Origin of the sequence: Roseovarius azorensis, from assembly GCF_900109455.1 — a bacterium.
GTDB lineage: Bacteria > Pseudomonadota > Alphaproteobacteria > Rhodobacterales > Rhodobacteraceae > Roseovarius > Roseovarius azorensis.
Map to the genome: position 1 here is coordinate 311,390 of NZ_FOAG01000003.1, position 26,683 is coordinate 338,072.

Annotated in this window: 28 protein-coding genes; 10 read left to right on the top strand and 18 right to left on the bottom strand. The window is 66.1% G+C overall.

Going from position 1 to position 26,683, the window contains the following annotated elements:
* Positions 1–23: 23 nt before the first annotated feature.
* Positions 24–731 carry a DUF1223 domain-containing protein gene (locus tag BSG08_RS06950; RefSeq protein ID WP_093034126.1) on the bottom strand — a complete coding sequence of 236 codons (708 nt, stop codon included), beginning with the start codon at positions 729–731 and terminating at the stop codon, positions 24–26.
* 231 nt (positions 732–962) lie between these two features.
* Here BSG08_RS06950 and acnA point away from each other — a divergent pair, with 231 nt between their 5' ends.
* The 3 genes from acnA to BSG08_RS06965 all read left to right on the top strand — a co-directional run bounded on the left by acnA (position 963) and on the right by BSG08_RS06965 (position 5,580).
* Entirely contained in the window at positions 963–3,713 is a 2,751-nt protein-coding gene (acnA, locus tag BSG08_RS06955) for an aconitate hydratase AcnA (protein WP_093034129.1), read from the top strand.
* Positions 3,714–4,286: 573 nt separating this feature from the next.
* Complete coding sequence (locus BSG08_RS06960) at positions 4,287–5,264, top strand: sodium-dependent bicarbonate transport family permease (protein ID WP_093034132.1); 978 nt, start codon at positions 4,287–4,289, stop codon at positions 5,262–5,264.
* Between the two features lie 4 nt (positions 5,265–5,268).
* Positions 5,269–5,580, top strand: coding sequence for a P-II family nitrogen regulator (locus BSG08_RS06965; protein ID WP_093034134.1), 312 nt, complete (start codon positions 5,269–5,271; stop codon positions 5,578–5,580).
* A gap of 27 nt (positions 5,581–5,607) precedes the next feature.
* Here the strand turns inward: BSG08_RS06965 and BSG08_RS06970 are convergent, their stop codons facing one another.
* The 4 genes from BSG08_RS06970 to BSG08_RS06985 all read right to left on the bottom strand — a co-directional run bounded on the left by BSG08_RS06970 (position 5,608) and on the right by BSG08_RS06985 (position 7,600).
* Entirely contained in the window at positions 5,608–6,111 is a 504-nt protein-coding gene (locus BSG08_RS06970; RefSeq protein WP_093034137.1) for a periplasmic heavy metal sensor, read from the bottom strand.
* Positions 6,111–6,464, bottom strand: coding sequence for a hypothetical protein (locus BSG08_RS06975; protein WP_245770614.1), 354 nt, complete (start codon positions 6,462–6,464; stop codon positions 6,111–6,113). Before BSG08_RS06975 ends, BSG08_RS06970 begins: the two co-directional genes overlap by 1 nt.
* Positions 6,448–7,035 (bottom strand): RNA polymerase sigma factor, encoded by a 588-nt coding sequence (locus BSG08_RS06980; protein WP_093034143.1) that lies wholly within the window; start codon positions 7,033–7,035, stop codon positions 6,448–6,450. Before BSG08_RS06980 ends, BSG08_RS06975 begins: the two co-directional genes overlap by 17 nt.
* A gap of 85 nt (positions 7,036–7,120) precedes the next feature.
* A complete protein-coding gene (locus tag BSG08_RS06985; RefSeq protein WP_093034146.1) occupies positions 7,121–7,600 on the bottom strand; it encodes an EF-hand domain-containing protein in 480 nt (159 codons plus the stop codon).
* A 237-nt stretch (positions 7,601–7,837) separates the two neighbouring features.
* On the opposite strand from BSG08_RS06985, the gene BSG08_RS06990 reads away from it, so the two are divergent.
* Together BSG08_RS06990 and BSG08_RS06995 are read left to right on the top strand one after the other, a co-directional pair.
* Positions 7,838–8,230 (top strand): DUF983 domain-containing protein, encoded by a 393-nt coding sequence (locus BSG08_RS06990; protein WP_093034315.1) that lies wholly within the window; start codon positions 7,838–7,840, stop codon positions 8,228–8,230.
* A gap of 23 nt (positions 8,231–8,253) precedes the next feature.
* Positions 8,254–8,970 (top strand): NUDIX hydrolase, encoded by a 717-nt coding sequence (locus tag BSG08_RS06995; RefSeq protein WP_093034149.1) that lies wholly within the window; start codon positions 8,254–8,256, stop codon positions 8,968–8,970.
* On the opposite strand, the gene BSG08_RS07000 is transcribed toward BSG08_RS06995, so the two are convergent.
* From BSG08_RS07000 to cobT, 3 genes are all read right to left on the bottom strand, one after another.
* Positions 8,933–9,835 carry a DMT family transporter gene (locus tag BSG08_RS07000; RefSeq protein WP_093034152.1) on the bottom strand — a complete coding sequence of 301 codons (903 nt, stop codon included), beginning with the start codon at positions 9,833–9,835 and terminating at the stop codon, positions 8,933–8,935. The genes BSG08_RS06995 and BSG08_RS07000 overlap by 38 nt on opposite strands.
* Positions 9,836–9,882: 47 nt before the next feature.
* Entirely contained in the window at positions 9,883–11,547 is a 1,665-nt protein-coding gene (locus tag BSG08_RS07005; protein WP_093034155.1) for an ABC transporter permease, read from the bottom strand.
* Positions 11,548–11,622: 75 nt separating this feature from the next.
* Positions 11,623–12,639, bottom strand: a complete 1,017-nt coding sequence (gene cobT / locus BSG08_RS07010; protein WP_093034158.1) for a nicotinate-nucleotide--dimethylbenzimidazole phosphoribosyltransferase — start codon at positions 12,637–12,639, stop codon at positions 11,623–11,625.
* Between the two features lie 76 nt (positions 12,640–12,715).
* On the opposite strand from cobT, the gene cobS reads away from it, so the two are divergent.
* The gene (gene cobS, locus BSG08_RS07015; protein WP_093034318.1) at positions 12,716–13,474 is read left to right on the top strand and encodes an adenosylcobinamide-GDP ribazoletransferase; all 759 of its coding nucleotides are present in this window, start codon (positions 12,716–12,718) and stop codon (positions 13,472–13,474) included.
* Between the two features lie 57 nt (positions 13,475–13,531).
* On the opposite strand, the gene BSG08_RS07020 is transcribed toward cobS, so the two are convergent.
* The 5 genes from BSG08_RS07020 to BSG08_RS07040 all read right to left on the bottom strand — a co-directional run bounded on the left by BSG08_RS07020 (position 13,532) and on the right by BSG08_RS07040 (position 18,587).
* Positions 13,532–14,041 carry a CarD family transcriptional regulator gene (locus BSG08_RS07020; RefSeq protein WP_093034161.1) on the bottom strand — a complete coding sequence of 170 codons (510 nt, stop codon included), beginning with the start codon at positions 14,039–14,041 and terminating at the stop codon, positions 13,532–13,534.
* Positions 14,042–14,360: 319 nt separating this feature from the next.
* Entirely contained in the window at positions 14,361–14,699 is a 339-nt protein-coding gene (fdxA, locus tag BSG08_RS07025; protein ID WP_093034163.1) for a ferredoxin FdxA, read from the bottom strand.
* 52 nt (positions 14,700–14,751) lie between these two features.
* Positions 14,752–15,132 carry an RNA-binding S4 domain-containing protein gene (locus BSG08_RS07030; RefSeq protein ID WP_093034167.1) on the bottom strand — a complete coding sequence of 127 codons (381 nt, stop codon included), beginning with the start codon at positions 15,130–15,132 and terminating at the stop codon, positions 14,752–14,754.
* 2 nt (positions 15,133–15,134) lie between these two features.
* On the bottom strand, positions 15,135–18,002 hold the full coding sequence (locus tag BSG08_RS07035; RefSeq protein ID WP_093034170.1) for a helicase-related protein: 2,868 nt from the start codon (positions 18,000–18,002) through the stop codon (positions 15,135–15,137).
* A 21-nt stretch (positions 18,003–18,023) separates the two neighbouring features.
* On the bottom strand, positions 18,024–18,587 hold the full coding sequence (locus BSG08_RS07040) for a tetratricopeptide repeat protein (protein ID WP_093034173.1): 564 nt from the start codon (positions 18,585–18,587) through the stop codon (positions 18,024–18,026).
* A gap of 70 nt (positions 18,588–18,657) precedes the next feature.
* Here BSG08_RS07040 and BSG08_RS07045 point away from each other — a divergent pair, with 70 nt between their 5' ends.
* On the top strand, positions 18,658–18,948 hold the full coding sequence (locus BSG08_RS07045; protein WP_093034176.1) for an SCP2 sterol-binding domain-containing protein: 291 nt from the start codon (positions 18,658–18,660) through the stop codon (positions 18,946–18,948).
* A complete protein-coding gene (locus BSG08_RS07050) occupies positions 18,948–19,937 on the top strand; it encodes an alpha/beta fold hydrolase (RefSeq protein WP_093034179.1) in 990 nt (329 codons plus the stop codon). The genes BSG08_RS07045 and BSG08_RS07050 overlap by 1 nt, the downstream gene beginning before the upstream one ends.
* Here the strand turns inward: BSG08_RS07050 and BSG08_RS07055 are convergent.
* On the bottom strand, positions 19,891–20,721 hold the full coding sequence (locus BSG08_RS07055) for a fumarylacetoacetate hydrolase family protein (protein ID WP_093034182.1): 831 nt from the start codon (positions 20,719–20,721) through the stop codon (positions 19,891–19,893). The genes BSG08_RS07050 and BSG08_RS07055 overlap by 47 nt on opposite strands.
* Before the next feature lie 127 nt (positions 20,722–20,848).
* Here BSG08_RS07055 and BSG08_RS07060 point away from each other — a divergent pair, with 127 nt between their 5' ends.
* On the top strand, positions 20,849–22,669 hold the full coding sequence (locus BSG08_RS07060; RefSeq protein ID WP_093034185.1) for a M3 family oligoendopeptidase: 1,821 nt from the start codon (positions 20,849–20,851) through the stop codon (positions 22,667–22,669).
* Between the two features lie 91 nt (positions 22,670–22,760).
* Here the strand turns inward: BSG08_RS07060 and BSG08_RS07065 are convergent, their stop codons facing one another.
* The 4 genes from BSG08_RS07065 to BSG08_RS07080 form a co-directional block, all read right to left on the bottom strand.
* Positions 22,761–23,030, bottom strand: a complete 270-nt coding sequence (locus BSG08_RS07065) for a DksA/TraR family C4-type zinc finger protein (RefSeq protein WP_093034188.1) — start codon at positions 23,028–23,030, stop codon at positions 22,761–22,763.
* Between the two features lie 66 nt (positions 23,031–23,096).
* Positions 23,097–24,188 carry an alpha/beta hydrolase gene (locus BSG08_RS07070; RefSeq protein WP_245770615.1) on the bottom strand — a complete coding sequence of 364 codons (1,092 nt, stop codon included), beginning with the start codon at positions 24,186–24,188 and terminating at the stop codon, positions 23,097–23,099.
* A gap of 72 nt (positions 24,189–24,260) precedes the next feature.
* Complete coding sequence (gene rpoH, locus BSG08_RS07075) at positions 24,261–25,157, bottom strand: RNA polymerase sigma factor RpoH (RefSeq protein WP_093034191.1); 897 nt, start codon at positions 25,155–25,157, stop codon at positions 24,261–24,263.
* A 163-nt stretch (positions 25,158–25,320) separates the two neighbouring features.
* Positions 25,321–26,346, bottom strand: a complete 1,026-nt coding sequence (locus BSG08_RS07080; RefSeq protein WP_093034194.1) for an RluA family pseudouridine synthase — start codon at positions 26,344–26,346, stop codon at positions 25,321–25,323.
* On the opposite strand from BSG08_RS07080, the gene BSG08_RS07085 reads away from it, so the two are divergent.
* Complete coding sequence (locus tag BSG08_RS07085) at positions 26,345–26,650, top strand: DUF6476 family protein (protein ID WP_093034197.1); 306 nt, start codon at positions 26,345–26,347, stop codon at positions 26,648–26,650. The genes BSG08_RS07080 and BSG08_RS07085 overlap by 2 nt on opposite strands.
* Positions 26,651–26,683: the final 33 nt, after the last annotated feature.

Below are 26,683 nucleotides of genomic sequence, written 5' to 3' on the forward strand. Positions count from 1 at the left end.
CCCCCGACCTTCTGCACCCCGCCTCAGCGCAGATGCGCAACCGCCTCAATGGTGCCAAAGTCAGGATATTGCAGCAGGACGACCACAGGATCCGACCCGTTGATCGCCACCTCCAGATCCAGCGGCGTGTGGCTGTCCCATTCGGCCAGCTGCTCTAATTCAGTCACGATATTGGTATAGGTCACCGTGCGGCCCGCATTCTCGCCATGCTCGATCTCGACCGTCTCGCTGGGAATGTAACGCAGCAGTTGCACCATGAGCGGCATGTCGCGCGGCGTCTCCACCTCTGCGCGGATATGCACCAGCCCCTCGTTGCGCGTCACCTCTACGGCAATATCCTCGCGCATCGTGGCCAGTTGCCTGTCGATGAGATCGGTCACATCCGTCAGCCGTGTGCCCACAACATGATCCCGCCCGTTGACGATCATCTGCGGCGTATAGACCATCTTGCGATCGCCCGCACTGGCATAGCCGCGCTGCCGGGCGCTGTGCTCCGGACTGCCGAACGTATCCTTCCAGCCGATGTAATCCCAGTAATCCACATGCAGCGCGAGCGCCACGACATCGTCGCGCAACGCCAGTTGCTCAAGCAATGCGTCCGCGGGCGGACAATAGGGGCAACCCTGAGATGTAAAGAGTTCGACCACAACCGACCGATCGCCGGCCAGAACACCACCGCCAGGAGAAAGGATCATGAAAGCCGTGCAAAGGCTGGCAAGAATATGTCGCATTATAAAATGTTCATCCCGATTGATCGAAACCACGTCGCTATGGGTGCAATCTAGGCTTCTCCGGCCATCATAACCAATCAACGTTTCGAGAGACAGCGGTGATATCGTGAAACAGGAACTTTATTGTGTGCAATAGTATACAAAAAAACGCGCGCCCCTCTTGATCGGCACACCCAAATCGGTCAGAAGCGGGGCAAGTGATCCAGCCTCGAACGTGAAAGGACGGCTCCCATGCCCATCAGCGTCGGACAAGACAGCTCGAAGACCCGCAAATCCCTCACTGTCGGCGATCAGACCGTCGCCTATTACTCGATCCGGGCCGCCGAAGACGCCGGTCTCGGCGATTTCTCGCGCCTGCCCGCCGCCCTCAAGGTGGTGCTGGAAAACATGCTGCGCTTCGAGGATGGCAAGACCGTCTCGACCGACGACATCCAGGCGTTCTCCGAATGGGCGGAAAACGGCGGACACGCCAACCGCGAACTGGCCTATCGCCCGGCGCGCGTGCTGATGCAGGATTTCACCGGCGTTCCGGCGGTGGTGGATCTGGCGGCGATGCGCGACGGGATCAAGGCGCTGGGCGGCGACGCCCAGCAGATCAACCCGCTCAATCCCGTGGACCTCGTGATCGACCACTCGGTGATGATCGACGAATTTGGCAATCCCCGCGCCTTTCAGATGAACGTCGACCGCGAATATGAACGCAACATGGAACGCTACCAGTTCCTCAAATGGGGCCAGGGCGCGTTCAACAATTTCCGTGTCGTGCCGCCGGGCACCGGCATCTGCCACCAGGTCAACCTCGAATACCTCGCCCAGACGGTCTGGACCGACACCGACCAGAACGGCGAGGTCGTGGCATATCCTGACACGCTGGTGGGCACCGACAGCCACACCACAATGGTCAACGGCGCGGCCGTGCTCGGTTGGGGCGTGGGCGGGATCGAGGCAGAGGCGGCGATGCTGGGCCAGCCGATTTCCATGCTCATCCCCGAGGTTGTCGGCTTTGAGCTGACCGGCCAGATGATCGAGGGCACCACCGGCACCGATCTGGTGCTCAAGGTCGTGGAACTGCTGCGCAAGAAGGGCGTGGTTGGCAAATTCGTCGAATTCTACGGCGCGGGTCTCGATCACCTGCCGCTGGCGGACCGCGCCACCATCGCCAACATGGCCCCCGAATACGGCGCCACCTGCGGCTTTTTCCCGATCGACGACGAAACCCTGCGCTACCTGCGCCAGACCGGTCGCGACGAGGCCCGCATCGCCCTGGTCGAGGCCTATGCCAAGGAAAACGGTTTCTGGCGCGGCGCGGATTACGCGCCGGTCTATACCGACACGCTCAGCCTTGACATGGGCACCATCGTGCCTGCCATTTCCGGCCCCAAACGCCCGCAGGATTACGTCGCCCTCGACAAGGCGGCGGCGTCCTTCTTTGACGTGGTCTCGGACTATCGCGGCGAGAACCACAGCCAGGCCGCCGAGGCCATGGCCGCCGAAGGCCCGGCACCCGATGCGCTGATCGACCCGCGCAAATCGGTCAGGGTCAAAGGCGAGGATTATGCGATCCGCGACGGCTCTGTCGTGATCGCCTCGATCACCTCCTGCACCAACACCTCGAACCCCTACGTGATGATCGGCGCGGGCCTTGTCGCCCGCAAGGCGCGCGCGCTCGGCCTCAACCGCAAACCCTGGGTCAAGACCTCGCTCGCGCCCGGCTCTCAGGTCGTGTCGCATTATCTCGAGGCGGCTGGCCTGCAAGAGGATCTCGACGCCATCGGCTTCAACCTCGTGGGCTATGGCTGCACCACCTGCATCGGCAACTCCGGCCCCCTGCAAAAGGAAATCTCCGAGGCCATCGCCGAGGGCGATCTGATCGCCACCTCGGTGCTTTCGGGCAACCGCAACTTCGAGGGCCGCATTTCACCGGACGTGCGCGCCAACTATCTGGCCTCGCCGCCCCTCGTCGTGGCCTACGCCATCGCGGGCGACATGAACATCGACCTCGCCACAGAGCCGCTCGGCACCGGCAAGGACGGCAATCCGGTCTATCTCAAGGACATCTGGCCCAGCCAGAAAGAGATCGCCGAACTGGTCGAGGCGACCGTAACCCGAGAGGCGTTCCAGTCGAAATATGCCGACGTCTTCAAGGGCGACGAGAAATGGCAGTCGGTCGAGACCTCGGAGGGCGAAACCTATGACTGGCCCGCACAATCGACCTATGTCCAGAATCCACCCTATTTCAAGGGCATGTCCAGAGAGCCGGGCACGATCTCGAACATCGAGGGTGCGCGTATCCTGGCGCTTCTGGGGGATATGGTCACCACCGATCACATCTCGCCCGCCGGATCGTTCAAGGAAACCACACCCGCCGGCAAATACCTCACCGAACGGCAGGTGCCGGTGCGCGAATTCAACTCCTACGGCTCGCGGCGCGGCAATCACGAGGTGATGATGCGCGGCACCTTCGCCAATATCCGTATCCGCAACGAGATGCTCGACGGGGTCGAGGGCGGCTATACCAAGGGGCCAGACGGGCAGCAGACCTCGATCTTCGACGCCTCGATGGCCTATCAGGCGGCGGGCACGCCGCTGGTGATCTTCGGCGGCGAACAATATGGCGCGGGCTCCTCGCGCGACTGGGCCGCCAAGGGCACGGCGCTCCTGGGGGTCAAGGCGGTGATCGCCGAGAACTTCGAGCGGATCCACCGCTCCAACCTCGTCGGCATGGGGGTCATCCCGTTCGAATTCACCGGCGGCGACACCCGCAAGACGCTGAAACTCACCGGCGACGAAACCGTATCAATCTCCGGCCTCGACAGCGTGAAACCGCTGCAAGAGGTGCCCTGCACGATCACCTACGCGGATGGCGCCACCCGTGAGATCACGCTCAAATGCCGGATCGATACCGCAATCGAAAAGGAATATGTCGAACACGGCGGCGTGCTGCACTACGTGCTGCGCAACCTCGCCGGATCGGCGGCATGATCGACGATCAGACGGTATTGCGGGCAGACCGCGGCGGGGCATGAACCGCTGACCGCTCCGGCACCCGAGGGGTGCCGGGCAGGACTCTGGCAGCGTACCCCTGACGCACCCGCCCCTCTGCGGAAGGGGCCGGTACGGTTGTGACCCGCCCCGGATGACATGTCATGAGAGACAGGTGACAAGGCTCAGAGCAGAAAAGCCCTGGCAAGAACGGACAGGATACAAACGGCAGACCGCCGACACGCCCCTCCCGCCATGAACAGCCGGAACGGTTGTGACCCATCCCGGATGACATGTCATCAGAGGCAGGTCACAAAGCCCAACACCAAAAATCACCAAGCGCCCCAGCCCCGGAGCGTGCGGGCAGACCTCAACCGGCAGGCTCCCGATGCTCCCGCCAGACACAGCCGGGGGGCGTCAGCCACCCGGGATGACCCGGATCGGGCCGCTCTTTTCATTGGCGCACCGCAGCAATCGCCCTATCCCCTGACTGCGATTTTTTTCCCTCACCCTCTTCTGCCGCAGCGCAGCATAGTCTATATCCCGGAAAACCAAGCCGGGACGGAAAGATCCATGCCAGACAGCCTCGCCCTCGCGGCAGACAACCTTCTCTCGCCCATCGTGCTGTCCTTCGCCCTGGGTCTCGCCGCCTCGCTCGCACGCTCCGACCTCTCGGTGCCAGAGGCGGCGGCCAAGGCGCTGTCGATCTACCTGCTCTTCGCCATCGGCTTCAAGGGCGGGGTCAGCGTCGCCGATCACGGCGTCGATCTCTCGCTCGGCGGGGCGCTGATCGCCGGGGTGGTCCTCTCGGCACTGCTCCCGCTCATCGCCTTCGCCCTCCTGCGCGTGATGTCGCGCCTCGACCGGCTCAATGCCGCCGCGGTGGCCGCGCATTACGGCTCGATCTCCATCGTCACCTTCGTTGCCGCCACTTCCATGCTCGACAGCCAGGGCATCGCATCCGAGGGCTACATGGTCGCCGTCGCCGCCGCGATGGAGGCCCCGGCGATCCTCTCTGCGCTCTGGCTCATCTCCCGCGGCGAGGGCGGCGGGCGGATGGATGCGAAACTCTGGCGCGAAATCCTGCTCAACGGCTCCATCGTGCTGCTGGTAGGCGCATTTCTGATCGGCTGGATCACCGGACCCGAGGGACTGGCAGAGATTTCCAGCTTCGTCGTCGCCCCGTTCAAGGGCGTGCTCTGTCTCTTTCTCCTCGATATGGGCCTGGTCGCCGGGCGCGGCCTGCGCCAGGGGCGCGGCGTGCTGGGTTTAGGGGCGGTTGCCTTTGGCCTCGTCATGCCCATGCTGGGCGGCCTCGCCGGCCTGCTCGCCGCGCTCACACTCGGCCTGTCGACCGGCGGCACGGCGTTGATGATGGTTCTTTCGGCCTCTGCCAGCTATATCGCCGTGCCCGCCGCCATGCGCGTGGCCCTGCCCGAGGCCAACCCCTCGATCTATCTCACGCTCTCGCTCGGCGTGACCTTTCCCTTCAACCTGACGCTCGGCATCCCGCTCTATCTCGCGCTTGCCAGCGCCGCGACCGGAGGCTGATCCGATGCAGACCCATCAGGCCAAGCGCGTGGAAATCACCATCGAACGGGTGATGCAGTCCCGCCTCACCGACGCGCTGCACAAGGCGGGCGTCACGGGCTATTCCATCCTGCCGGTTCTGGGCGGGTCCGGTCGTTCCGGCGAATGGTCCCGCTCCGGTCAGGTCAGCCCCGCCAGCGGCATGGTGCAGGTGATCTGCATCATCCGCCCAGAGCGGCTCGATGCGCTGCTCAAGGCCGCCTTTGCCGTGGTCGAGCGCCATATCGGCGTGGTCTGTGTCACCGATTGCGAAGTCCTGCGCGCCGAGCGTTTCTGAGGGTCCGGCCCGGTCCCGATACCGGCCTCAATCCTGCGCCTTGTGCGCACGCCTTGCGCGATATTCGTCGATCCGCGCCTGCACCCGGTCGGCATAGGCGGCGCGTTCGGCGTCGCTCATCTGCGCCAGATGCTCCAGCAGCACCTGCTGCCCCATCTCGAAGCGGGCGGCAAATCCCTCGCGCTGCTCGCGCATCCTCGCGGCCACCCGCTCCGGCTCGAACGGCACGGCGCGCAGATCCGCCACCAGCGCATCGAAACTCGCGCGCATTCCGCCGTGCGCGCCCTGCCCCTCGCGGTAGGCCTGCCGCATCCTGCGTCCGATCTCGCGGCGATCCTCGTCGCTCAGCGCGCGGGTCAGCGGCCCCCCCGCCATGTCCAGCCGCGACGGATGCCCGCCATGCACCCCGCCATGTCGCAGCACCCAGCCCCCGGCCAGCCCCAGCACCAGGATATTGAGCGCGAGCGACACGATCAACAGCCCCCGCATCCAGGGTTTCATCCGCCCGGCCGTATCCGGTGTATCCGCCATCAGAAATCCCCCCCCGCCAGATCAAACGCCAGTTCCGGGGTCACATCCACCAGATAAGCCGCCTCACCGGGGCCAAGCAGCCCCTCGGGCAGGCTCGTGCCCAGCCAGACCCCGGCCACCGCCGCGGTGGCAAGCCCGGCCATTGCCGGCCAGCCACCGATCAGCCGGTAGAACTGTTCTCCCAGCCCCGCGCGTCGGCGTGGCGCGGGGCTGCGGGCCGCCATCTGCACCGCCTGCGCATCCGCGATGATCCGCGCCATCAGGTCAGCCGAGGGCGCCGCGCGCTCTGCGCGGGCGGCGTCAAAATAGGCCTCCAGCCCGTTCATGTCCCGCTCTTCATCCTTCATCGGCATATCCCAACTCCTCTTGCCGCTCCGTGAGCGCCGCCGCCAGTGCCCGCTTGCCACGCGAGGTCAGGCTTTCCACCGCTTCCACGGTGATCTCCATGATCGCCGCGATCTCGGGATTGGCCAGCCCCTCGATGTGGCGCAATACCACCGCCTGCCGCTGCCGGTCCGGCAATCCGTCCAGCGCGGCCTGCAACGCCTCGGCCCGCGCGCGATCCTGCAGGGTGTCCGCCGCGCTGGCCCGCCCGTCCTCGGGTTCGGGGATCGCGTCAAGCGCCACGCTGCGCATGCGCCGCCGGCGGTCGATGCACAGGTTGGCCACCACGCGGTAGAGCCATGTGCTGACCTTCGCCTCGCCCTGTCGCCAGTCGGGGGCCTGTTTCCAGAGCCGCAGCATCGCCTCCTGCGTCACATCCTCGGCCTCGGCATGCTGCCCGAGCAGGCGGTAGGCATGCGCCATCACCCGCGGTGTCAGACGCTGCGTCAGCACCCGCGCCGCCGCCCCGTCGCCATTGGCGAAGAGCACCAGCAGGGCCTCGTCCGGCGTCTCGCCCATGGCGTCAAATGGCATCTCCATCGTCCCCAAGCGTATCCTTCAGACCCGGCCCTGACCAGTACCGACGACGAGGGGCGGCACCAACGCCGCCGCCCCCTGCCCGGAATTATTCCGTGGCCTTCTTGCCATGGCGCTTGCCATGCATCTCGCGCATCCTGGAAAACTCTTCTTCGCTGATCGCACCGTCGCCATCGGCGTCGATACGCTTGAACATCCGCTCGCTCTGGCCCGCCCGCATTTCGTCGGGGCTGAGCATCCCGTCGCCATTGGCATCATGCCGCTCGATCATGTGATCGGCATAGGCCGCGATGCGCTCTGCCTGACGCTCCGTCATCCGCGCGATCAGCTCGTCGCGCGAGAGCGCGCCATCGCCATCGGTATCGGCCCCCTCGAAACGCGCCTGCATATGCGCCGCCATTTCCTCGGACGTGATCGTGCCGTCCCCATCGGCATCCAGTTCCTCGAAACTGTGCTGCATCCGCATCCCGTGCCCCATCTTGCCCATGTGGCTCCCGGCATGGGCAATACCGACCCCGCCGACCAGAACGGTCGCGGCCAGGGCGGCTGTCAAGACAGTGGTCTTCATCGTGATATCTCCTTCAAAGATGATCGTGGCGATCCCGTGAAACGCGCCGCACTCTGCGACCGCTTACCTGCCTGATACGCAAGGCACCCGGACTTCCGGCGCGATTGCCCGAAATTCCGGCGCAATGCCGCGCCGCACAGACCCGGCTTTGCGACATCGCGACGCAATCTCTGACCTGCATCTTTCATTCCGGCGTGAGCTGCGCCACATAGACGGTATTCTGACACGAGGATGATCATGCGCGATTCGACCGCCGCCCTCTCCACGGACCGTGACCTCTGGCCCGCGCTGCGCAGGGGTTTTTCCCGCAAATGCCCCAATTGCGGCAGCGGCCCGATGCTCAAGAGCTATCTCAAGGTGCGCGACACCTGCCCGGTCTGCCGCGAGGATCTCAGCCACCACCGCGCCGATGACGGGCCCGCCTACCTGACGATTCTTCTCGTCGGGCACCTGATGGCCCCGCTGCTGCATATCGTCTTCGTGCAGTGGCGGCCCGAACCGCTGGTGCTGTTCACCATATTCGCTATTGGCACGATCGCGCTGTCTCTCTACCTTCTGCCCAGACTGAAAGGGGCGATCGTGGCCTTCCAATGGGCCCGGCTGATGCATGGGTTCGGAAACCGCGCCTAGGCCCGCTTGACAGGAGGGCCACGATGACCGGCACGGAGCACGACAAATCCGCCCTGCGCGACGCCGCGACGGTGATCGTGCTGCGTGACGCCGAAAGCCGCCCGCATGTCCTGATGGGCCAGCGCGGCGCGACCGCCGCCTTCATGCCCAACAAATTCGTCTTTCCCGGCGGTGCGGTGGATCCGGGCGATGCCGAGGTGCCGCTTGCGCGCCCCCTGCCCGCGCTCTGCGCCGAGCGGCTGCGCGAGGACAGCGCGCGCGACCTTTCCCGTGCGCTCGCGGTCGCCGCGATCCGCGAACTCTGGGAGGAAACCGGCCTCCCGCTCGGGCACCCCGGCGCATGGCCCGGCGACATCCCGCCGGACTGGACAGGCTTTGCGACGCGCGGCCTCCTGCCGGTGGCGGACCCGCTGCAATTCGTGTTCCGCGCCATCACCCCGCCCGGTCGCCCGCGCCGGTTCGATGCGCGGTTCTTTCTGGTTCATGCCGAGGCAATCACCGGCGATCTCGACGATTTCTCGGCAGCCTGCGAGGAACTCAGCCACCTGCAATGGGTGCCGCTCGCGGACGCGCGCCGGTTTGACCTGCCCTTCATCACAGAGGTGGTTCTGGCCGAGGTGGCCGCGCGCGCCCATGACCGCACGCCACCCGCCTCTGTCCCGTTCTTTCGCAACGATGACGAGAAAAGCCTTTTTCTGCGCCTCAACGGAGCGCCACCACAGCGATCACCGACAGCGTGATCAGCGCGATTCCCCACCCCTCGCGCCGGGTGATCCTTTCACCAAAGAACAGCACCGAGGCGATCAGCGAAAAGATCACCTCGACCTGCCCCACGGCAAACACATAGGCCGCGTTCTGTAGCGTGAAGGCGGTGAACCAGCACAGGCTGCCCGCCATGCCGGTCAGGCCCATCCAGACGGCGGTGCGCCGCGCGGCGATCACCCGCCCCACCTGCCCCGGCTCGCGCCACATCAGCCAGAGCGACAGCGCCAGCGCCTGCATCACCGTCACCACCGCCAGCGACAGGCCCGCGCGCAGCAGCGGATCGGCGCTCGCGATCTCCAGCGTGGCACCGCGATACCCCACCGCCGAGACAGCGAAAAACGCCCCCGAGGCAAGCCCCAGAAGCGCCGCGCGATTGGCAAAACGCCGCCACCAGCGCCCCGTCAGCCCCGGCGTCTCGGACAGGATCAGAACACCCGCCAGCCCCAGCGTGATCGCGCCCAGCCCAGCCGCCGTGATCCTGTCACCAAGGATCACGAGGCCGACAAGCGCGGTCTGCACGACCTCGGTTTTCTTGAAGGTGATGCCCACGGCGAAATTGCGCTCGGCAAACAGCGCCACAACGCACCACGTCGCAAGGATCTGCGACAGACCACCCGCCACGGCATAGATCCAGAACCGGCCCGAATACTCCGGCCACGCCACGCCCTGTAATGTCAGATAGCCGAATACCAGCGCCACGACGAACGGCGCGGAATAGAAGAACCGCGCCAGCGTCGCCCCCCCGGCGCTGAGCGCGCCCATGCTCAGATGTTTCTGCAGCATGAATCGCAGCGTCTGAAACGCGGCGGCGGCAATCGAGAGGATGATCCAGGACTCCATACGTTCTCATGCAACGGATTGCCGGGCTTGACCAGCGCCGTCCCACCTCACCCCGTCGAGATCGCCGTGCCCAGTTGCGCCGCGCTGCGGCCCTGCCCCTCGCGCCCCAGCGTCCGGCACAGGATCAACACCGGGATCAGGCCAAAGCCCACCAGCACCAGCGAGGGCACCGCCGCCTCCGACAGCCGCTCGTCGGCGGCCAGCCGGTGCGCCTGCACCGCCAGCGTCTGGAAATTGAACGGATGCAGGATCAGCGTGGCGGGCAGTTCCTTCATCACATCGACGAAAACGATCAGCAGCGCCGTCAGCACCGAGGTGCGCGCCACCGGCAGATGCACCCGTGTCAACAGTTTCGGCCCGGTCTGCCCGAGCGACCGGCCCACCGCGTCGAAATGCCAGGGAACCGTCGCCATGCCACTGTCATAGGCATTGAGCGCCGCAGCCATGAACCGCGCCACATAGGCCATCACCATCAACCAGATCGACCCGGTGATCAACAGCCCGGTGCGGATGCCAAAGGTCTCGCGCATGAACGCATCCACCGCATTGTCCAGCGCCGCCATCGGCACCATCAGCCCCACCGCGATCACGCCGCCGGGCACCGCATAGCCAACCCCGGCCCCGATCACCAGCCAGCGCGAGGCGCGGCCCGGCCGCGTGCGGGCGCGAAATCCGACCAGAATCGCGCCCAGCACCGTCAGCACGGCGGCGACGCCCGCCAGCGTCACCGAATTGGTCATGAACCCGACATAGCGCGGCGACAGCAGATTCTGCCCCGATCCCACCGCCATCACCCCCAGCATGATCACCGGAACGATGAACCCCAGCAGCACCGGCAGAAAACAGAACGCAAACGCCGCCCAGCCCGCCGCGCCGCGCAGCGCCGGACGCTCCATCGTCTCGAACCGCGCGCCGCGCCCGGCGGTGCGCGCCCGCCCCCGGCTCGCCCGCTCAAGCCCCGCCAGCAACAGCGCAAAGCTCAGCAGGCACAGCGCCAGCTGCGCCGCCGCCGCCCGGTCGCCCAGCGCGAACCACGCCTGATAGATGCCGGTGGCAAAGGTCTGCACGTTGAAGAACGCCACCGTGCCGAAATCGGCGATCGTCTCCATGATCGCCAGCAGCGCCCCGCCCGCAATCGCCGGTCGCGCCATCGGCAGCGCCACCCGCCAGAACGCCCGTATCGGCGAGCGTCCCAGCGTGCGCGCCACCAGGAACGCATTGGCCGATTGCTGCCGGAACGAGGCCCGCGCCAGCAGGTAGACATAGGGATAGAGAACGATGGTCAGCATCAGCGCCGCACCGCCCAGACTGCGCACCTCGGGAAACCAGTAATCGCGCGGACCCCAGCCCATCACCGCCCTCAGCGCCGTCTGCACCGGGCCGGGATGATCCAACATATGCGTATAGGCATAGGCCATCACATAGGCCGGAAACGCCAGCGGCAGCGCCAGCGCCACTTCCAGCGTGCGCACCCCCGGAAAGCGGTAGACCGTCACCAGCCACGCCGCAACCGATCCGATCACCGCCGTGCTCAGCCCGACGATCGCCACCAGAGCCAGCGTCGTCATCGTATAGCGCGGCAGCACGCTCGCCAGCACCTCGCGCCAGGTCTCCAGATCGCCGGTCAGCGCCGCCAGCGCCGCCGCCACGATCGGGGCCACGCAAAGCGCCACCACCACCCATGCCAGACGATGCAACAGGCCTTCATTCATGGTCCCGGCTCCTTGCCGCCCTAATCCGAGTGTTTTGATCAGTATTGCCTGCGCGGAATGGGGTCAAGCTGCGTCCTACCCCTCCGACACCCCCGCCTCGGCAAAGGTCGCCATGCCGGAATGACAGGCCAGCGCCGCCTGCACCACGCCCATCGCCAGCACCCCGCCCGATCCCTCGCCCAGCCGCAGCCCCAGCGACAGCAGCGGCACCTTGCCCAACTGCTCCAGCAGCCGCGCATGACCCGGCTCGGCACTCACATGGCCCGCCACCGCATGATCCAGCGCACCGGGCTGCGCCGCCTCCAGACAGGCGGCGGCGGCGGTGCAGATGAACCCGTCCAGCACCACCGGAATGCGCCCCATCCTTGCCCGCACCATCGCGCCCGCCATCGCCGCCAGTTCGCGCCCGCCCAGTCGGCGCAACACCTCCAGCCCGCCCGCGCCCGAACCCGCGTTCACCGCGACCGCCCGCGCCACGACCCGCGCCTTGCGCGCCAGCGCGTCATCCGCCAGCCCCGTGCCGCGCCCGGTCCAGCCTGCCGCATCGCCTCCGTAGAGCGCCAGCGCGATTGCCGCCGCACTCGTCGTGTTGCCGATCCCCATCTCGCCGACAACCAGCAGATCGGCCTGCCCGTCGACCGCCTCCCATCCCAGCCGCAACGCCGCAACCAGTTCGGCCTCGGACATCGCCGGGCCTTCGCTGATGTCACCCGTGGGCCGGTCCAGATCAATCGCGCACACATCCATCCGCGCACCGACCACGGCGGCCAACTGATTGACCGCCGCACCGCCCGCCTCGAAATTGGCCACCATCTGCGCGGTGACTTCCGGCGGAAAGGCCGAAACACCCTGGGCCACCACCCCGTGATTGCCCGCGAAAACCACCACCTGCGGCGCCGCAACCCGCGCCCGCGCATCCCCCCGCCAACCGCAGTACCACACCGCCAGTTCCTCGAGCCGCCCCAGCGCGCCCGGCGGCTTGGTCAGCATGGCGTCGCGCGCCCGCGCGCGCGCCTGCGCCGTCTCGTCGGGACCGGGCAACGCCGTCAGCACCCCGGCAAACTCGGCGAGAGAGGAAAAATCAGCGCGCATCCGGGCCTCATTGCATGTCCTGTCCCGCTTCTGTATCGCAGGGCAGCCCCCCACCCCAGCCGAAAAAGGGCAGACCATGGCAGAAACCGACACCGCCCTGATCCGATTTCGGGATGTGCCGCTCGCGCTCGGGCTGCTCAGTCGCCTGCCGATGCCGGTGCGCGATACGGCGCGCGGCGCGCGGGCGGCATGGGCCTATCCGCTGGCCGGGGTGCTGATCGGCAGCCTGGCGGCGCTTGGCGGTCTGGGTGCGCTCTGGCTCGGCCTGCCCGCGCCGGTCGCGGCGCTCGTCGCGCTCAGCCTCATGATCGCGCTCAGCGGCGCGCTGCACGAGGACGCGCTGGCCGATACCACCGACGGGCTCTGCGGTGGCTGGACGCCCGAGCGGCGGTTAGAGATCATGAAGGACAGCCATATCGGCAGCTACGGCGTCATCGCGCTCTGCCTGTCGCTGGGCGCGCGTTGGTCGGCACTCTGGATGCTTTATCAGGTCAGCCCCGCCACCGCGACTTCCGCGCTGATCGTCAGCGCCACACTCTCGCGCGCCATGATGCCGCTGCTGATGACCGCCCTGCCGCATGCGCGCACAACGGGGCTGTCGCACAACGTCGGACGCGCCCCCGGCTCAACCGCCGCCCTCGGGCTGGCGATTGCGCTCGTCATGACGCTCTTGCTGCTGGGCGGCGCGGGGATGAGCGCCATCGCGGTCGCGGCCCTGACGACCCTCGCGCTGGCCCTGATCGCACGGGCCAGGATCGGCGGCCAGACCGGCGATATCCTGGGCGCCACCCAACAGCTTGCCGAAATCGCGATCCTGTTCAGCCTTCTGGCCTGATCCCATGGAAAAGGCCGCGCCCGGCGGCACGGCCTCATTTCCTTGAAACGGCAGGGATCACGCGGCGCGTGACACCAGCACTTCGTCCACCTGCCGCGCGGCCAGCACCTCGTCGCCACCGCTGACGGCGGCCACTTCGCGGGTCAGACGCTCCAGCGCCGCCTCGTAAAGCTGACGCTCGGAATAGCTCTGCTCGCGCTGATCGTCGCTGCGGTGCAGGTCGCGCACGACCTCCGCGATCGCAATCAGATCGCCCGAATTGATTTTTTGTTCGTATTCCTGCGCCCGGCGCGACCACATCGCGCGCTTGACCTTGGCCTTGCCCTTGAGCGTGGTCATCGCCTTGGACACGACATCGGGGCTCGACAGGCCACGCATGCCGATTTCGGTCGCCTTGTTCGTCGGCACCCGCAGGGTCATCTTGTCCTTCTCGAACGAGATCACGAACAGTTCCAGCGTGATGCCGGCAATTTCCTGTTCTTCGATCGAGATGATCTGGCCGACCCCATGGGCCGGGTAAACAACGTAATCGTCAGGGTGGAACTCGGTCTTTTTCGACTTCGACATTCAGGTCTTCCTCGCAGGGCTGCCAGTTCAGACGCACAAAAAACACATTCCAGGGGCCGGGATGGTCCTCGGTATATGTGCATTTGCCGTATAGAAATCCACCCCCGGGCAGCAGCGCGGATGAGTGGAGATCAATTCATTTCAGCGTTTGTTACGGAATTGTATCATAAAAAGCGGCCCGGTGAAAGGCCGCTCTGCGCGATGCCGTGATTTCGCATTTGAAACAAACGGCTTATATCGTTCACACCTTTGCGATCACGGCTCACGAACCCGATTTACCTTAGGTAAACCTGAACGAATCGGTTTGGTTTTCGCCGGTTCAACCGCCCTCGCCGGGGGCCTCGGAAAAATACTTCTCCAGCTTGCCGCTCTCGCCGTCACGCTCCTCGGCATCAGGCAGCGGATCCTTCTTGGTGATGATGACCGGCCACATCTCGGCATATTTGCGGTTGAACTCGACCCATTTTTCCATGTCCGGCTCGGTATCGGGACGGATCGCATCGGCAGGGCATTCCGGCTCGCAGACGCCGCAGTCGATACATTCATCGGGATGAATGACCAGCATGTTCTCGCCCTCGTAGAAACAGTCCACCGGGCACACCTCGACGCAGTCGGTATATTTGCAGGCGATACAGGCGTCGTTCACGATATAGGTCATGGCCGTCTCTCATATTTGCCGGGGCACGCTCCACCTAGTCCAGAGCCGCGCATCATTCAAGCGCTCCGGGATCATTGAGATCGAGTTTGCGCCGGTCGCGCTTGGTAGGGCGGCCTTTTCCCTCATATCGGGGCGCAGGCGGAACGCTGTCCCGCGGCACCGGGTCGCCGATATCCTCATAAAGCGCCTGCGCCTCGGGGGCCGGGCCGCGCCGTGTGCCCAGGGCCGCGATCCGCACCACCCGCACCCGCGCGCCCTGCGCGAACGTCAGCACATCCGCCACACCCACAGCCTGCGCCGGCTTGACCACCCGCACGCCGTTCACGCGCACATGCCCCGCCGCCACCTCTCTCGCCGCCAGCGTGCGGGTCTTGAAGAACCGCGCCTGCCACAGCCACTTGTCGAGCCGGATCTTGCCGCCGGAAACGTCCAAGATCAGCCCTTGGTCCTCAGCCCCATCAGGGCCGCGGCAAAAGGATTGTCGGGATCAATCCGATCCTTCTTCTCCGGTCGCGCGCTGAAACTCTTGGCGCCCTGCTCCTCACGCCCTTCGCGCGGCTTGCCCTTGCCCGGCTTGCCCTTGGGCTTGCCGGGACGCCCCTGCTTGCCCCGATCCCCCGCAGCATTCGGCGCGCCGCGTGCGCCCTGCGCGGGGCGCTCGCCTCGGGGCCGATGGGCGCGCGGCGCCCAGGCGAAGGTATAGAAAACCTCCACTTCCGGCGCGGCAACCTCGGGCGTCTCGCCGGGGGGCAGTTCTTCCTCGGGCGTCTCGGCAATCCCGGCGGGCACCTCTGCCTGCGCGGCAGGCTCTGCCAGGAACGCGGCTTCGCCCGTGTCCGCAATCTCCGCCGCCGCATCGCCCACCGTCGTCTCTGTCACCTCAGCCGCATCGGCGGGCGCTTCGGCGATGGCCTGATCCACCGGCTTGACCTTTTCGCGCTCACCGCGCTCTGCCTTGTAGCCCAGCCCCTGCATCAACCCGGCGAACTGCTCCAGCGTCATGCCGGTGATCGACAGCATGTCTGCCTTGGCCTCGAACCCGCCACGCGTGTCCTCGCCGCGCAGCATGTCCGCCAGCCGCTCCAGCATGTCGATGCGAATCGCCCGCTCGCCCGCCGCGCGGTAGCCCGCCATGGTAAAATAACCCTTGGGCGCATGGTCATGCGCAGGCACCGTCACCAGACCCGGCGGCGGCGCCTCGGGGAATTCGTCCAGCCCGTTGCTCAGCGACCACAGCACCAGCCGCAGCCGCGTCGGCGCGGGCTTGAGCAGCAGCGGCAGGAACACCGTGAACTGCCCGAACCGGATACCATGCTTGCGCAGCGCGCCACGCGCCTCCTGATCCAGCGCCTTGACCTCACCGGCCACCTCGCCGCGCGGCAGGATGCCGTAGCCCTCGACCATGCGAAACCCGAACCCCCGCGCCAGACCGCTCAGTGTCTCGTCGCGCTGAATGTTCAGCAGCGGCTCGAACAGCGTCGCGATCTTGCGGTCGATGAAATGCTGCAACCGGCGCTGCACCTTGGCGGCCACATCCGCCCCCGCCTCGTCATCGACAAAGGCAACGACCTGCGGCTTGAGCGCATCGGCCCCGGCGGTCAGCTTGCCCACCGCCTCCTTGCCCCACAAAAGCCCGCCCTGCTCGGTGAAATCGATCTCGGTATCGGGCGCGTTGTAAAACCGGTCCGCCTTGAGATGGAAATGCGGTGCGAGCGCCTGCAAACTCGCCTGCTGCAAGGTGCGCGCCTCGTTTCCCGCCGCCGTCCTGTCCTGAACAAAGCGGAACCCGGCGAGCCGTCCGACGAATTCACCCTCGACGGTCACATCGCCTGTCTCGTTTACCTCGGCCACCATGGCCTCCTTCTGCTTGAGCCGTCGCAAGAGCACGGATGTGCGCCGGTCCACAAATCTCTGGGTCAGCGCCCCATGCAGCGCGTCCGACAGGCGGTCTTCTACCGCGCGTGTCGCGCCGCGCCAATGGTTTTCGTCATCGACCCAGCCTTTTCGCTGCGCCACATAGGTCCATGTGCGGATATATGCCAACCGCTTCGACAGCGTGTCGATATCGCCATCGGTGCGGTCTATGCGCCGGACCTGCCCGGCCAGCCAGTCGTCGGGCACCCGCCCGAACTCCACCAGATCGCAGAATATCCTTTCCAGCAGACCCGCATGCTCGGCCGCGCTGATACCCCGGAAATCTGGAATGCGGCACACATCCCACAACAGCCGCACCGCCTGCGCGTCGCTGGCGCGGCGCGCCACGTCGGGCAACTCTGCCAGCGCCTTGAGCGCGCCCAGATCGTCCGCCTCGCGGGCGCGCGCCAGCAACTCGTGCTCGGGCCGCGCCTCCAGCGATGCGATCAGCGCCGCCGTCGAGCCGTATGCCAGCCGCGCATTGCGCCATTCCAGCTTGCGGACGGGGGCAAAACGATGCTCGGTGATCGCCTGCGCCAGTTCCGGGTCCAGGTCGGGCGCCTCGCCCGTCACCCCGAACGTCCCATGGCTCATCCCCCGCCCCGCGCGCCCGGCGATCTGACCCAGCTCATTTGGCTGCAACTGCCGCATCCTGCGTCCGTCGAACTTGGTCAGCGACGAAAACGCCACATGGTCGATGTCCAGGTTCAACCCCATCCCGATGGCGTCCGTCGCCACCAGGTAATCGACATCGCCATTCTGATAGAGATCGACCTGCGCATTGCGGGTGCGCGGGCTGAGCGCCCCCATCACCACCGCGGCACCTCCCTTCTGCCGTCGCAGCAATTCGGCGATCGCATAGACGTTCTCGACCGAGAACCCGACGATGGCGCTGCGTGCGGGCATCCTCGCGATCTTCTTCGGCCCGCTGTAACTCAGCTGCGACATCCGCTCGCGGCTCAGGAACTCGACCCCCGGCACCAGCGCCGCAATCGTGGGCCGCATCGTGTGACTGCCCAGGAACTGCGTCTCGCGCAGCCCCCGCATCCTGAGCAGCCGGTCGGTGAACACATGCCCGCGCTCGGGATCGGCGCAAAGCTGAATCTCGTCCACCGCCACGAAATCCGCGCCCATCCCCTCGGGCATCGCCTCGACCGTGCAGACCCAGTATTGCGTGCGCTCGGGCACGATCCGTTCCTCGCCGGTCACAAGCGCCACAACAGAAGGCCCGCGAACGGCGACGATCTTGTCATAGACCTCGCGCGCCAGCAGACGCAGCGGCAGGCCGATGATCCCGGTCCGGTATCCCAGCATCCGCTCGATCGCGTAATGCGTCTTGCCGGTATTGGTCGGGCCCAGAACCGCAAGGGTTCTTGACTGATCAGACATCCGCCGCCTTTCTTGTCCTGTTCAGAGATCCCTGCCGCCCAGTTCGCGGCGCACACGTTCCAGCGCGCTGGTTACGTCCTCGTGATGCGGATGTATAGCCAGCGCGCGCAAAAAGGCCTCCTGCGCCAGATCGTGCTGGCCCGTCTCCTCCAGCAGAACGCCCAGACCGAAGATCGCATTGTAATGGCGCGGCTCCAGCGCCAGCGCATGCTCGATGTCATTGAGCGCGAGACCATAGCGTTGCTGCTTGAAGAACGCGACCGAGCGCAGATGCCAGGCCTCGGCGAAATCCGGCGCATGGTCGATGAGCGCGCTCAGATGTTCGACCGCCCTTGCGGAATCGCCCGCCTCCAGCGCATCCTCGCCACGCCGCAGCAGCAGATCCATCGCCGCCGAACCGGATTTCGCGAATTCCAGGTCGATCTCGGCGGCGATCCGCCGCGCGTCCTGCGGCTCGGCTTCGGCCAGCTGTTCAAACAACCCGTCCAGCCGCGCGTTCTCTGCCGCCGGGGCGGGTATGGAAAACGTTACTACCGCCAGAAATGCCGCGACGATACGGTTGAGATTGCGAATTGCTGCGCCCATAACAGACATGAGTTTAACGCAGATTGCCGGGATGAAAACCCCGACATCGCAATTGTGAAAGGAAGCGCAGATGAGCGACGTGATTTCCGCGGCCGTAACCGCCCTCAACGACAAGATGGGCGGCGAAGGCTTTGACGGCATCGCCAAATTCGTGATCGAGGGCGAAGGCGCCATCGTCATCGACGAGAACGGTGCGCGCGCCGCCGAGGACGAGGCCGATGTGACGCTCAGTGCCGATGCCGACACGTTCGAATCGATCCTCAAGGGCGATCTCGACCCCACCGCCGCCTTCATGTCCGGCCGCCTCAGCGTCGATGGCGACATGGGCCTCGCGATGAAGCTGGGCAGCGTCCTGGCCTGATGCACGAGGCCCCGCTCCTTGCAGATCTGGCCGAGGGACCCGAGGGCGGCGCGGCATGGTGGCTGACCGCCGCCGATGGCGTGCGCATCCGGATCGGGGCATGGAACCGCGCGGGGCCCAGGGGCACGGTTCTGCTGTTTCCCGGCCGCACCGAATATATCGAGAAATACGGTCGCGCCGCCGCTGATCTTGCCGCCTGCGGTTATGCCACGCTGGTGATCGACTGGCGCGGTCAGGGTCTCTCGGACCGGCTGCTCGACGACCCCATGCCGGGCCATGTGCATCATTTCGCCGACTACCAGCTTGATGTCGCTGCGATGACCGACGCGGCGCGGCGTCTCGACCTGCCGCGCCCTTGGCACCTTCTGGCGCATTCCATGGGCGGCGGCATCGGCCTGCGCGCGGTGATGCTGGGGCTCGACGTGCAGGACTGCGCCTTTTCCAGCCCGATGTGGGGCATCAGGATGGCCGACGCCCTGCGCCCGGTGGCGTGGTCGCTGTCCTGGAGCAGCCGGCAACTGGGCATGAGCCATTTCTACGCCCCCGGCACGGCGGGCGAGCATTACGTGCTGACCGAACCGTTCGAGACCAACAAGCTGACCAACGATCCCGAGATGTATGACTACATGGCGCGCCAGCTTCGCGCCCATCCCGAACTGGGCCTTGGCGGCCCCAGCCTGCGCTGGCTGCACGAGGCGCTGCGCGAGACCCGCGACCTGGCCCGCCGCCCCTCACCCGATCTGCCCTGCCTGACCATCCTCGGCAGCGACGAACAGATCGTCGACGTGCCCCGCGTGCTGGAACGCATGGCGCGCTGGCCCGGCGGCCACCTGGAAATGGTCGAGGGCGGGCGGCACGAGACGCTGATGGACACCCCCGAGACGCGGGCGCGGCTCTTTACCCTGCTCTGCCGCTTCTATGGCCGCTCCGGCAGCGCGAACGCTACTCGTCCCGCACCACCGGCGAGCGCTGTTCTCCAAGCCCGCTGATCCGCAATACCATCTCGTCCCCCTCGGCCAGATAGCGCGGCGGCTTGTGACCCATGCCCACGCCCGGCGGCGTGCCGGTGGCGATCACGTCGCCCGGCTCCAGCGTCATCAGCTCGCTCAGATAGGCGACGATCTGCGCCACGGAAAAAATCATGCGCCGCGTATTGCCGCTCTGCATCCGCACGCCATTGACCTCAACCGCCATGTCAAGCGCCTGCACGTCGTCCAACTCATCCGGCGTCACCAGCCACGGCCCCATCGGCGCAAAGCTGTCACAGCTCTTGCCCTTGGTCCACTGCCCCGACCGCTCCAGTTGAAGCCCGCGTTCGGACACGTCATTGATGATCGTATACCCCGCCACATGTTCCGGCGCGCGTGCCTCGCTCACATATTTGGCGCGCCGCCCGATCACCACGCCCAGCTCCACCTCCCAGTCGCCCCTGACCGCACCGCGCGGCAGGCTCACCGGATCAAAGGGCCCGTTGATGGCCGAGGTCGCCTTGAGAAAGATCACCGGGTCCGCAGGGGGCCCCACGCCCAGTTCGGCGGCATGGTCGGTATAATTCAGCCCGATGCAGATCAGCTTGCCGACCTGCGCCACCGGCGGCCCCAGCCGTGGCGCGCCGTCGACCAGCGGCAGGCTCTCGGGGTTCAGCCGCGGCAGATCGCCCAGCACCGCCCCCGCCAGATCCGGCAGCACACCCGACAGATCGCGCAACCGCCCCTCGGCATCCAGAACGCCGGGCCTTTCCTGCCCCGGCTCTCCATAACGTGCAAATTTCATAGCCTGCAATCCCCTCTGATCTGCCGCCCACCCTATCCGGCACTGCGCGAATGGCAAGGGTTCCGGCCCTTGTGGCCCGCGCCCGCCCGGCCTATGTCTGGGCAAATTCACAACCCGAGGTGCCAAGATGCTCAACCTGCCGTTTCCCGTCCGCGACGCCAACGCAACATCAGGCAACAAGGATCTGGGCAAGCTGCCGGAATGGGATCTGAGCGACCTCTACACCGCCGAGGACGCCCCCGAGATCAGACGCGATCTCGACTGGCTGCAAACCGCCTGCGCCGATTTCGCCACCGATTACGAGGGCAAACTGGCCAGCCTCGACGCCGCTGGCCTGCTCAAATGTCTGCACCGTGACGAAAAGATCAGCAATATCGCGGGCCGCATCATGTCCTTTGCCGGGCTGCGCTACTATCAGCTGACCATCGACGGCGGGCGGGCGAAATTCATGTCCGACTGCCAGGAAAAGGTCACCAACTACACCACCCCGCTCGTCTTCTTCTCGCTCGAACTGAACCGGCTGGACGAGGCGGCGCTGACGCGGATGTATGCGCAGAACGCCGATCTCGCCCGCTACAAACCCGTGCTCGACCGCATCCGCGCGATGAAACCCTACCAACTGTCCGATGAGCTGGAAAAATTCCTGCACGATCTGGGCGTGGTGGGCGACGCCTGGGAACGGCTCTTTGACGAAACCATCGCCGGGCTCGGCTTTACCGTCGAGGGCGAGGAGATGGGCATCGAAAGCACGCTCAACCTGCTGACCGATCCCGACCGCGCCAAACGCGAGGCTGCGGCACGCGAACTGGCGCGCGTCTTTGGCGAGAATATCCGCACCTTCGCCCGCGTCCACAACACCACCGCCAAGGAAAAAGAGGTCATCGACCGCTGGCGCAGGATGCCTGCCCCCCAGACCGCGCGCCACCTCTCCAACGATGTCGAACCCGAGGTGGTCGAGGCGCTGCGCAACGCAGTCACCGCCGCCTATCCCAGGCTCAGCCACCGCTACTATGAGCTGAAACGCAAATGGCTGGGGCTCGATCGCATGCAGATCTGGGACCGCAACGCCCCCCTGCCGATGGAGGAACCCCGCATCGTCGGCTGGGATGCGGCGCGCGACACGGTGATGGGCGCCTATGCCGCCTTCGATCCGCGCATGGCCGATCTGGCGCACCCCTTCTTCGACAAGGGCTGGATCGACGCGGGCGTGAAACCGGGCAAGGCGCCGGGCGCCTTTGCCCATCCCACGGTCACCGATGTCCACCCCTACGTGATGCTCAACTACCTGGGCAAACCGCGCGACGTGATGACGCTGGCGCATGAGCTGGGGCACGGCGTGCATCAGCGCCTCGCCGCCGCTCAGGGCGAACTGCTGGCCTCGACCCCCCTCACCCTCGCGGAAACCGCCAGCGTGTTCGGCGAAATGCTCACCTTCCGCCGGATGCTGGCGGGCGCGAAAACCGACGCCGAACGCAAGGTGCTGCTCGCGGGCAAGGTCGAGGACATGATCAACACCGTGGTCCGCCAGATCGCGTTCTACGATTTCGAATGCAAACTCCACGCCGCCCGCCGCGAGGGCGAACTCACCCCTGACGACATCAACGCCCTCTGGATGTCGGTGCAGGCCGAATCCCTCGGGCCGGCCTTCGACTTCATGCCGGGGTATGAGACCTTCTGGGCCTATATCCCGCATTTCGTCCACTCGCCCTTCTACGTCTACGCCTATGCCTTCGGCGATGGCCTCGTGAACGCGCTCTACGCGGTCTACGAGGAAAACCCCGACGGATTCCAGGACAAGTATTTCGAGATGCTCCGCGCAGGCGGCTCCAAACACCACAAGGACCTGCTCGCCCCCTTCGGCCTCGACGCAAGCGATCCAGCCTTCTGGGACAAGGGCCTGTCGATGATCTCGGGGCTTATCGACGAGCTGGAGGCGATGGAGGGCTGAGCGCACCCGCGCGGCTTCATCTGGCCGGAAATACCTCGGGGGGAATTGGCCGCAGGCCAAGGGGGGGCAGCGCCCCCAAACCCGGCCCGCCTCACTTCAACTGGCTGTCCTTCGATCCGCGCCGGTTGATGCCGCCGCGCGCCTGAAAGGCGCGGTCTCGCTCCTGCTGGCAGTCGATGCACAGCTTGACCCCCGGCAGCGCCGCACGCCGTGCCTCGGGGATCGGTTCCCCGCATTCCGCGCAATGCGTCAGGCTCTCGCCCTGCGGCCCGCGCCGCGCCTTGAGCCGCGCCAACTCGTCCGCGATCGACGCCTCGATCTGTTCATTCACCGCGCCGTCGCGCGCCCATCCGCCGGCCATGCCGCTCTCCTGTCATCCGCGCCACAGTCTATGCGACGGGCCGGGCCGTGGTCAAACCCGCGCCGCTCAGCGCCGCGCCGCCTTGACCGAAGGCAGGGCCAGCGTCATGTCCCGCAGGAACACGCTGCCCCCCTGCGACGCCTGCCCGATGATCCCGTTGAGCACGCTGATCGCCGCGGGCGAGGTGACCGGCACGTAATGATTATAGGCTTCGCCATCCGAAAGCGCGGTAAAGTCGATCACCGTCACATCCGGGCGCTCGACCTCGTCGACGGCGTCGATCACCCCGAGACGCGGCTTGCGCCCGGTGATAAAGCCCGAGAGCGTCAGTGCCCGATCCGCCTTGGTGATAAAGATCAGGAACGGCTGCGGCAGCTTGCCGATCGCCTCGGCCTGACGCTGGAACACATCCGGGTCGATATCGGGCGACATCAGCACCACGCCGCTGATCCGGCTGAGCAGGGTGCGGTCGCCGCTCAGCGCGATCTGGCGCAGCGCCTCCATGGTCAGTTGCGCACCCATCGAATGGGCCAGCAGAAACACCTTGTCGCCCGGTCGCGCGGTCAGCCGCGTCAGCAACGCCGCCAGATCGTCGCGGGCATAGAGCACCGAATCGCGGTCATAGATATAGCCGCGCGGATCCCCCGCCGAAGGCCACGAGAACAACAGCCCCGGCATGTCGATATCGAAATCGGTCTTGATCTGCGCCAGCCGGTACATCGCCTCGGAGAGCGTGTTGTTGTAGCCGTGAATATAGACCAGCGTCTCGGTCCCCGCGCCGCCGCGGCGCATGTCCGCCAGCAACCGGTCCGGCCGGTCGAACACCTCGGTGCGCGTCACCACGAAATCCGTCGCCGCGTCGGGCGGACCCTCGGGCCATTCGATCCGTCCGACCTGATGGGTCGGCGGAATCGAGATATCGGCCCGGAAATAATGCAGCCCCTCCTTGCGCTCCAGCCCGAAGATCGGGCCGGTCTGATCCAGCTTGCGCCCGGTGGCCACGAAAACCGGCTGGATCGTGGCCGCCGGATCCGGGGCCGCGCGCATCGCTGTGACACGCGGCGCGCAGGCCGCAAGCAGCACCATCGCCGCGCAGCACATCCAGCGCAGCACCAAGGTCTGCCGCCCCGCCCCAAATGTCTGCCCATGTTCAGCCATAACGCGATTCACCTGTCCCTATCTCCCGCCCGCAGGCGAGAGATAGGGGTTCCGCCACGCCGCGCCAAGCATTCACGCCTTGGTCAGCATGCCTTTTTCCTGCGCCAGCGCACGCATCCGCTTTTGCAGTTTCTCGAACGCGCGCACTTCGATCTGCCGGATCCGTTCGCGGCTCACATCGTATTCCGCGCTCAGATCCTCCAGCGTGATCGCCTCGTCGCTCAGCCGCCGCTGGGTCAGGATATCGCGCTCGCGCTCGTTGAGCACGTCCATCGCCTGCGCCAGCAATTCGCGCCGCGCGTCCAGCTCGTCGCGCCGCTCGTAATCCCCGGCCTGATCGGCATCCTCATCCTCCAGCCAGTCCTGCCACTGCATCGACCCTTCGCCCTCGGCCCCCACCGTGGCATTGAGCGACGCATCAGCCCCCGACATGCGCCGGTTCATGCTGATCACCTCATCCTCGGTGACGCTCAGATCATGCGCGATCTTCTTGACCGCATCGGGATGCAGATCGCCCTCTTCCAGCGCGCCGATCTTCGACTTGGCCTTGCGCAGGTTGAAAAACAGCTTCTTCTGGGCGCTCGTCGTGCCCAGTTTCACCAGGCTCCAGCTGCGCAGGATATATTCCTGGATGCTGGCGCGGATCCACCACATCGCATAGGTCGCCAGACGAAAGCCCCGCTCGGGATCAAACCGCTTGACCGCCTGCATCAGACCCACATTGGCCTCGGAAATCACCTCGGCCTGCGGCAGACCATAGCCGCGATAGCCCATGGCGATCTTGGCCGCCAGCCTCAGATGGCTCGTGACCATCCTGTGTGCCGCCTCGGTATCCTGCTCTTCGACCCAGCGCTTGGCCAGCATGTATTCCTCTTCCGGCTCCAAAAGCGGAAACTTGCGGATCTCCTGCATATAGCGGTTCAACCCGCCCTCCGGAGTCGGTGCTGGCAGATTCTTGTAATTTCCCACGCTGTCGTCCCTCCTGATGTTTGCATTGTTAACATTGATTTAGGTAACAAACCCTGTCCTTTCAAGGTATTGTAGCTCACCAATATTAACGCATAATTAAACTCTTTCCGTCGCATGACCCGCAATGTGACAGAACCTCACACGATCTTGCGCGCCTGTCACATCATCCGCGCAACGCCGCGATCAGCGCCGCCATGTCTGCGGGCAGCGGTGCCTCGAACCGCAACGCCTGCCCGCTCACCGGATGGACAAAACCCAGCACCGCGGCATGCAGCGCCTGCCGCGCGAACCCGCGCGCCGCCTCCGCCCCGCCCTCGGGCAGGGCCTTGTCCGACAGCCTGCGCCGCCCGCCATAGACCGGATCGCCGATCAGCCCGTGCCCCACATGCGCCAGATGCACCCGGATCTGATGGGTGCGCCCGGTCTCCAGCCAGCACTCGACCAGCGCCGCCGCCGGGGGCGCGCCGAATGTCTCGGTCACCCGGACCCGCGTCACCGCGTGACGACCCCCCTCGAATTGCACCGCCTGCCGCTGCCGGTCGGTCCTGTGGCGTGCCAGATGGCTGGCGATGCGCAGGATATTGCCCGGCTCGAAACTGACCCCGCGCACCCCGCGCAGGCGCGGGTCACTGGCATCGGGCACACCATGCACCACGGCGGCATAGACGCGCTCGACGCTATGCGCCTCGAACTGCGCCGCCAGCCCCTGATGCGCCGCGTCCGACTTGGCCACCACCAGCAGACCGCTCGTATCCTTGTCGATCCGGTGCACGATCCCCGGCCGCTTCGCACCACCCACCCCCGACAGGCTATTGCCGCAATGATGCAAGAGCGCGTTGACCAATGTGCCCTCCGGGCTGCCCGGCGCGGGATGCACCACCATGCCCGCGGGCTTGTTGATGACGATGAGGTCGTCGTCCTCATGCACCACCGCCAGCACGATCGCCTCTGGCGCCATATGACTCTCGCACGCCTCTGGCAGAACGATCTCGATCAGCTCGCCCCCGACCACCCGCGCCTTGGCCTCGCGCACCACGGCGCCATCGACCCGCACCGCGCCCTCCTCCAGCAGCCGCGCCAGCCGCGTGCGCGACAGCGCCGCCGCCTCTGGCACATCGCGCGAAAGCGCCTTATCAAGACGCTGAGGCGGATCATCCCCGATCCGGAATACGAGCGGGTCTTGCCCCATGGATGAAAACCCCCAGCCGGTCAGCCCGGCGACACTGAAATTTCTGGCGCGGCTCGTGACGGTGCTGACCGCCACGATGATTGTCGGCCTTCTAGTGATCGTCGGCCTGCTTGTCACCCGCTTCTGGGGCAATGACACACCCGCCATGCCCCACCTGCCCGACAGCATCACCCTGCCCCAGGGCGCGCGCGCCACCGCCTTTACCCAGGGACCGGGCTGGTATGCGGTGGTGACCGACGACAACCGCATCCTGATCTTCGACCGCGCCACCGGCGAGATGCGCCAGAGCGTCGACCTGAATTGACTTTGCAAAACCGCCCTCCCGCGTCATGATCCC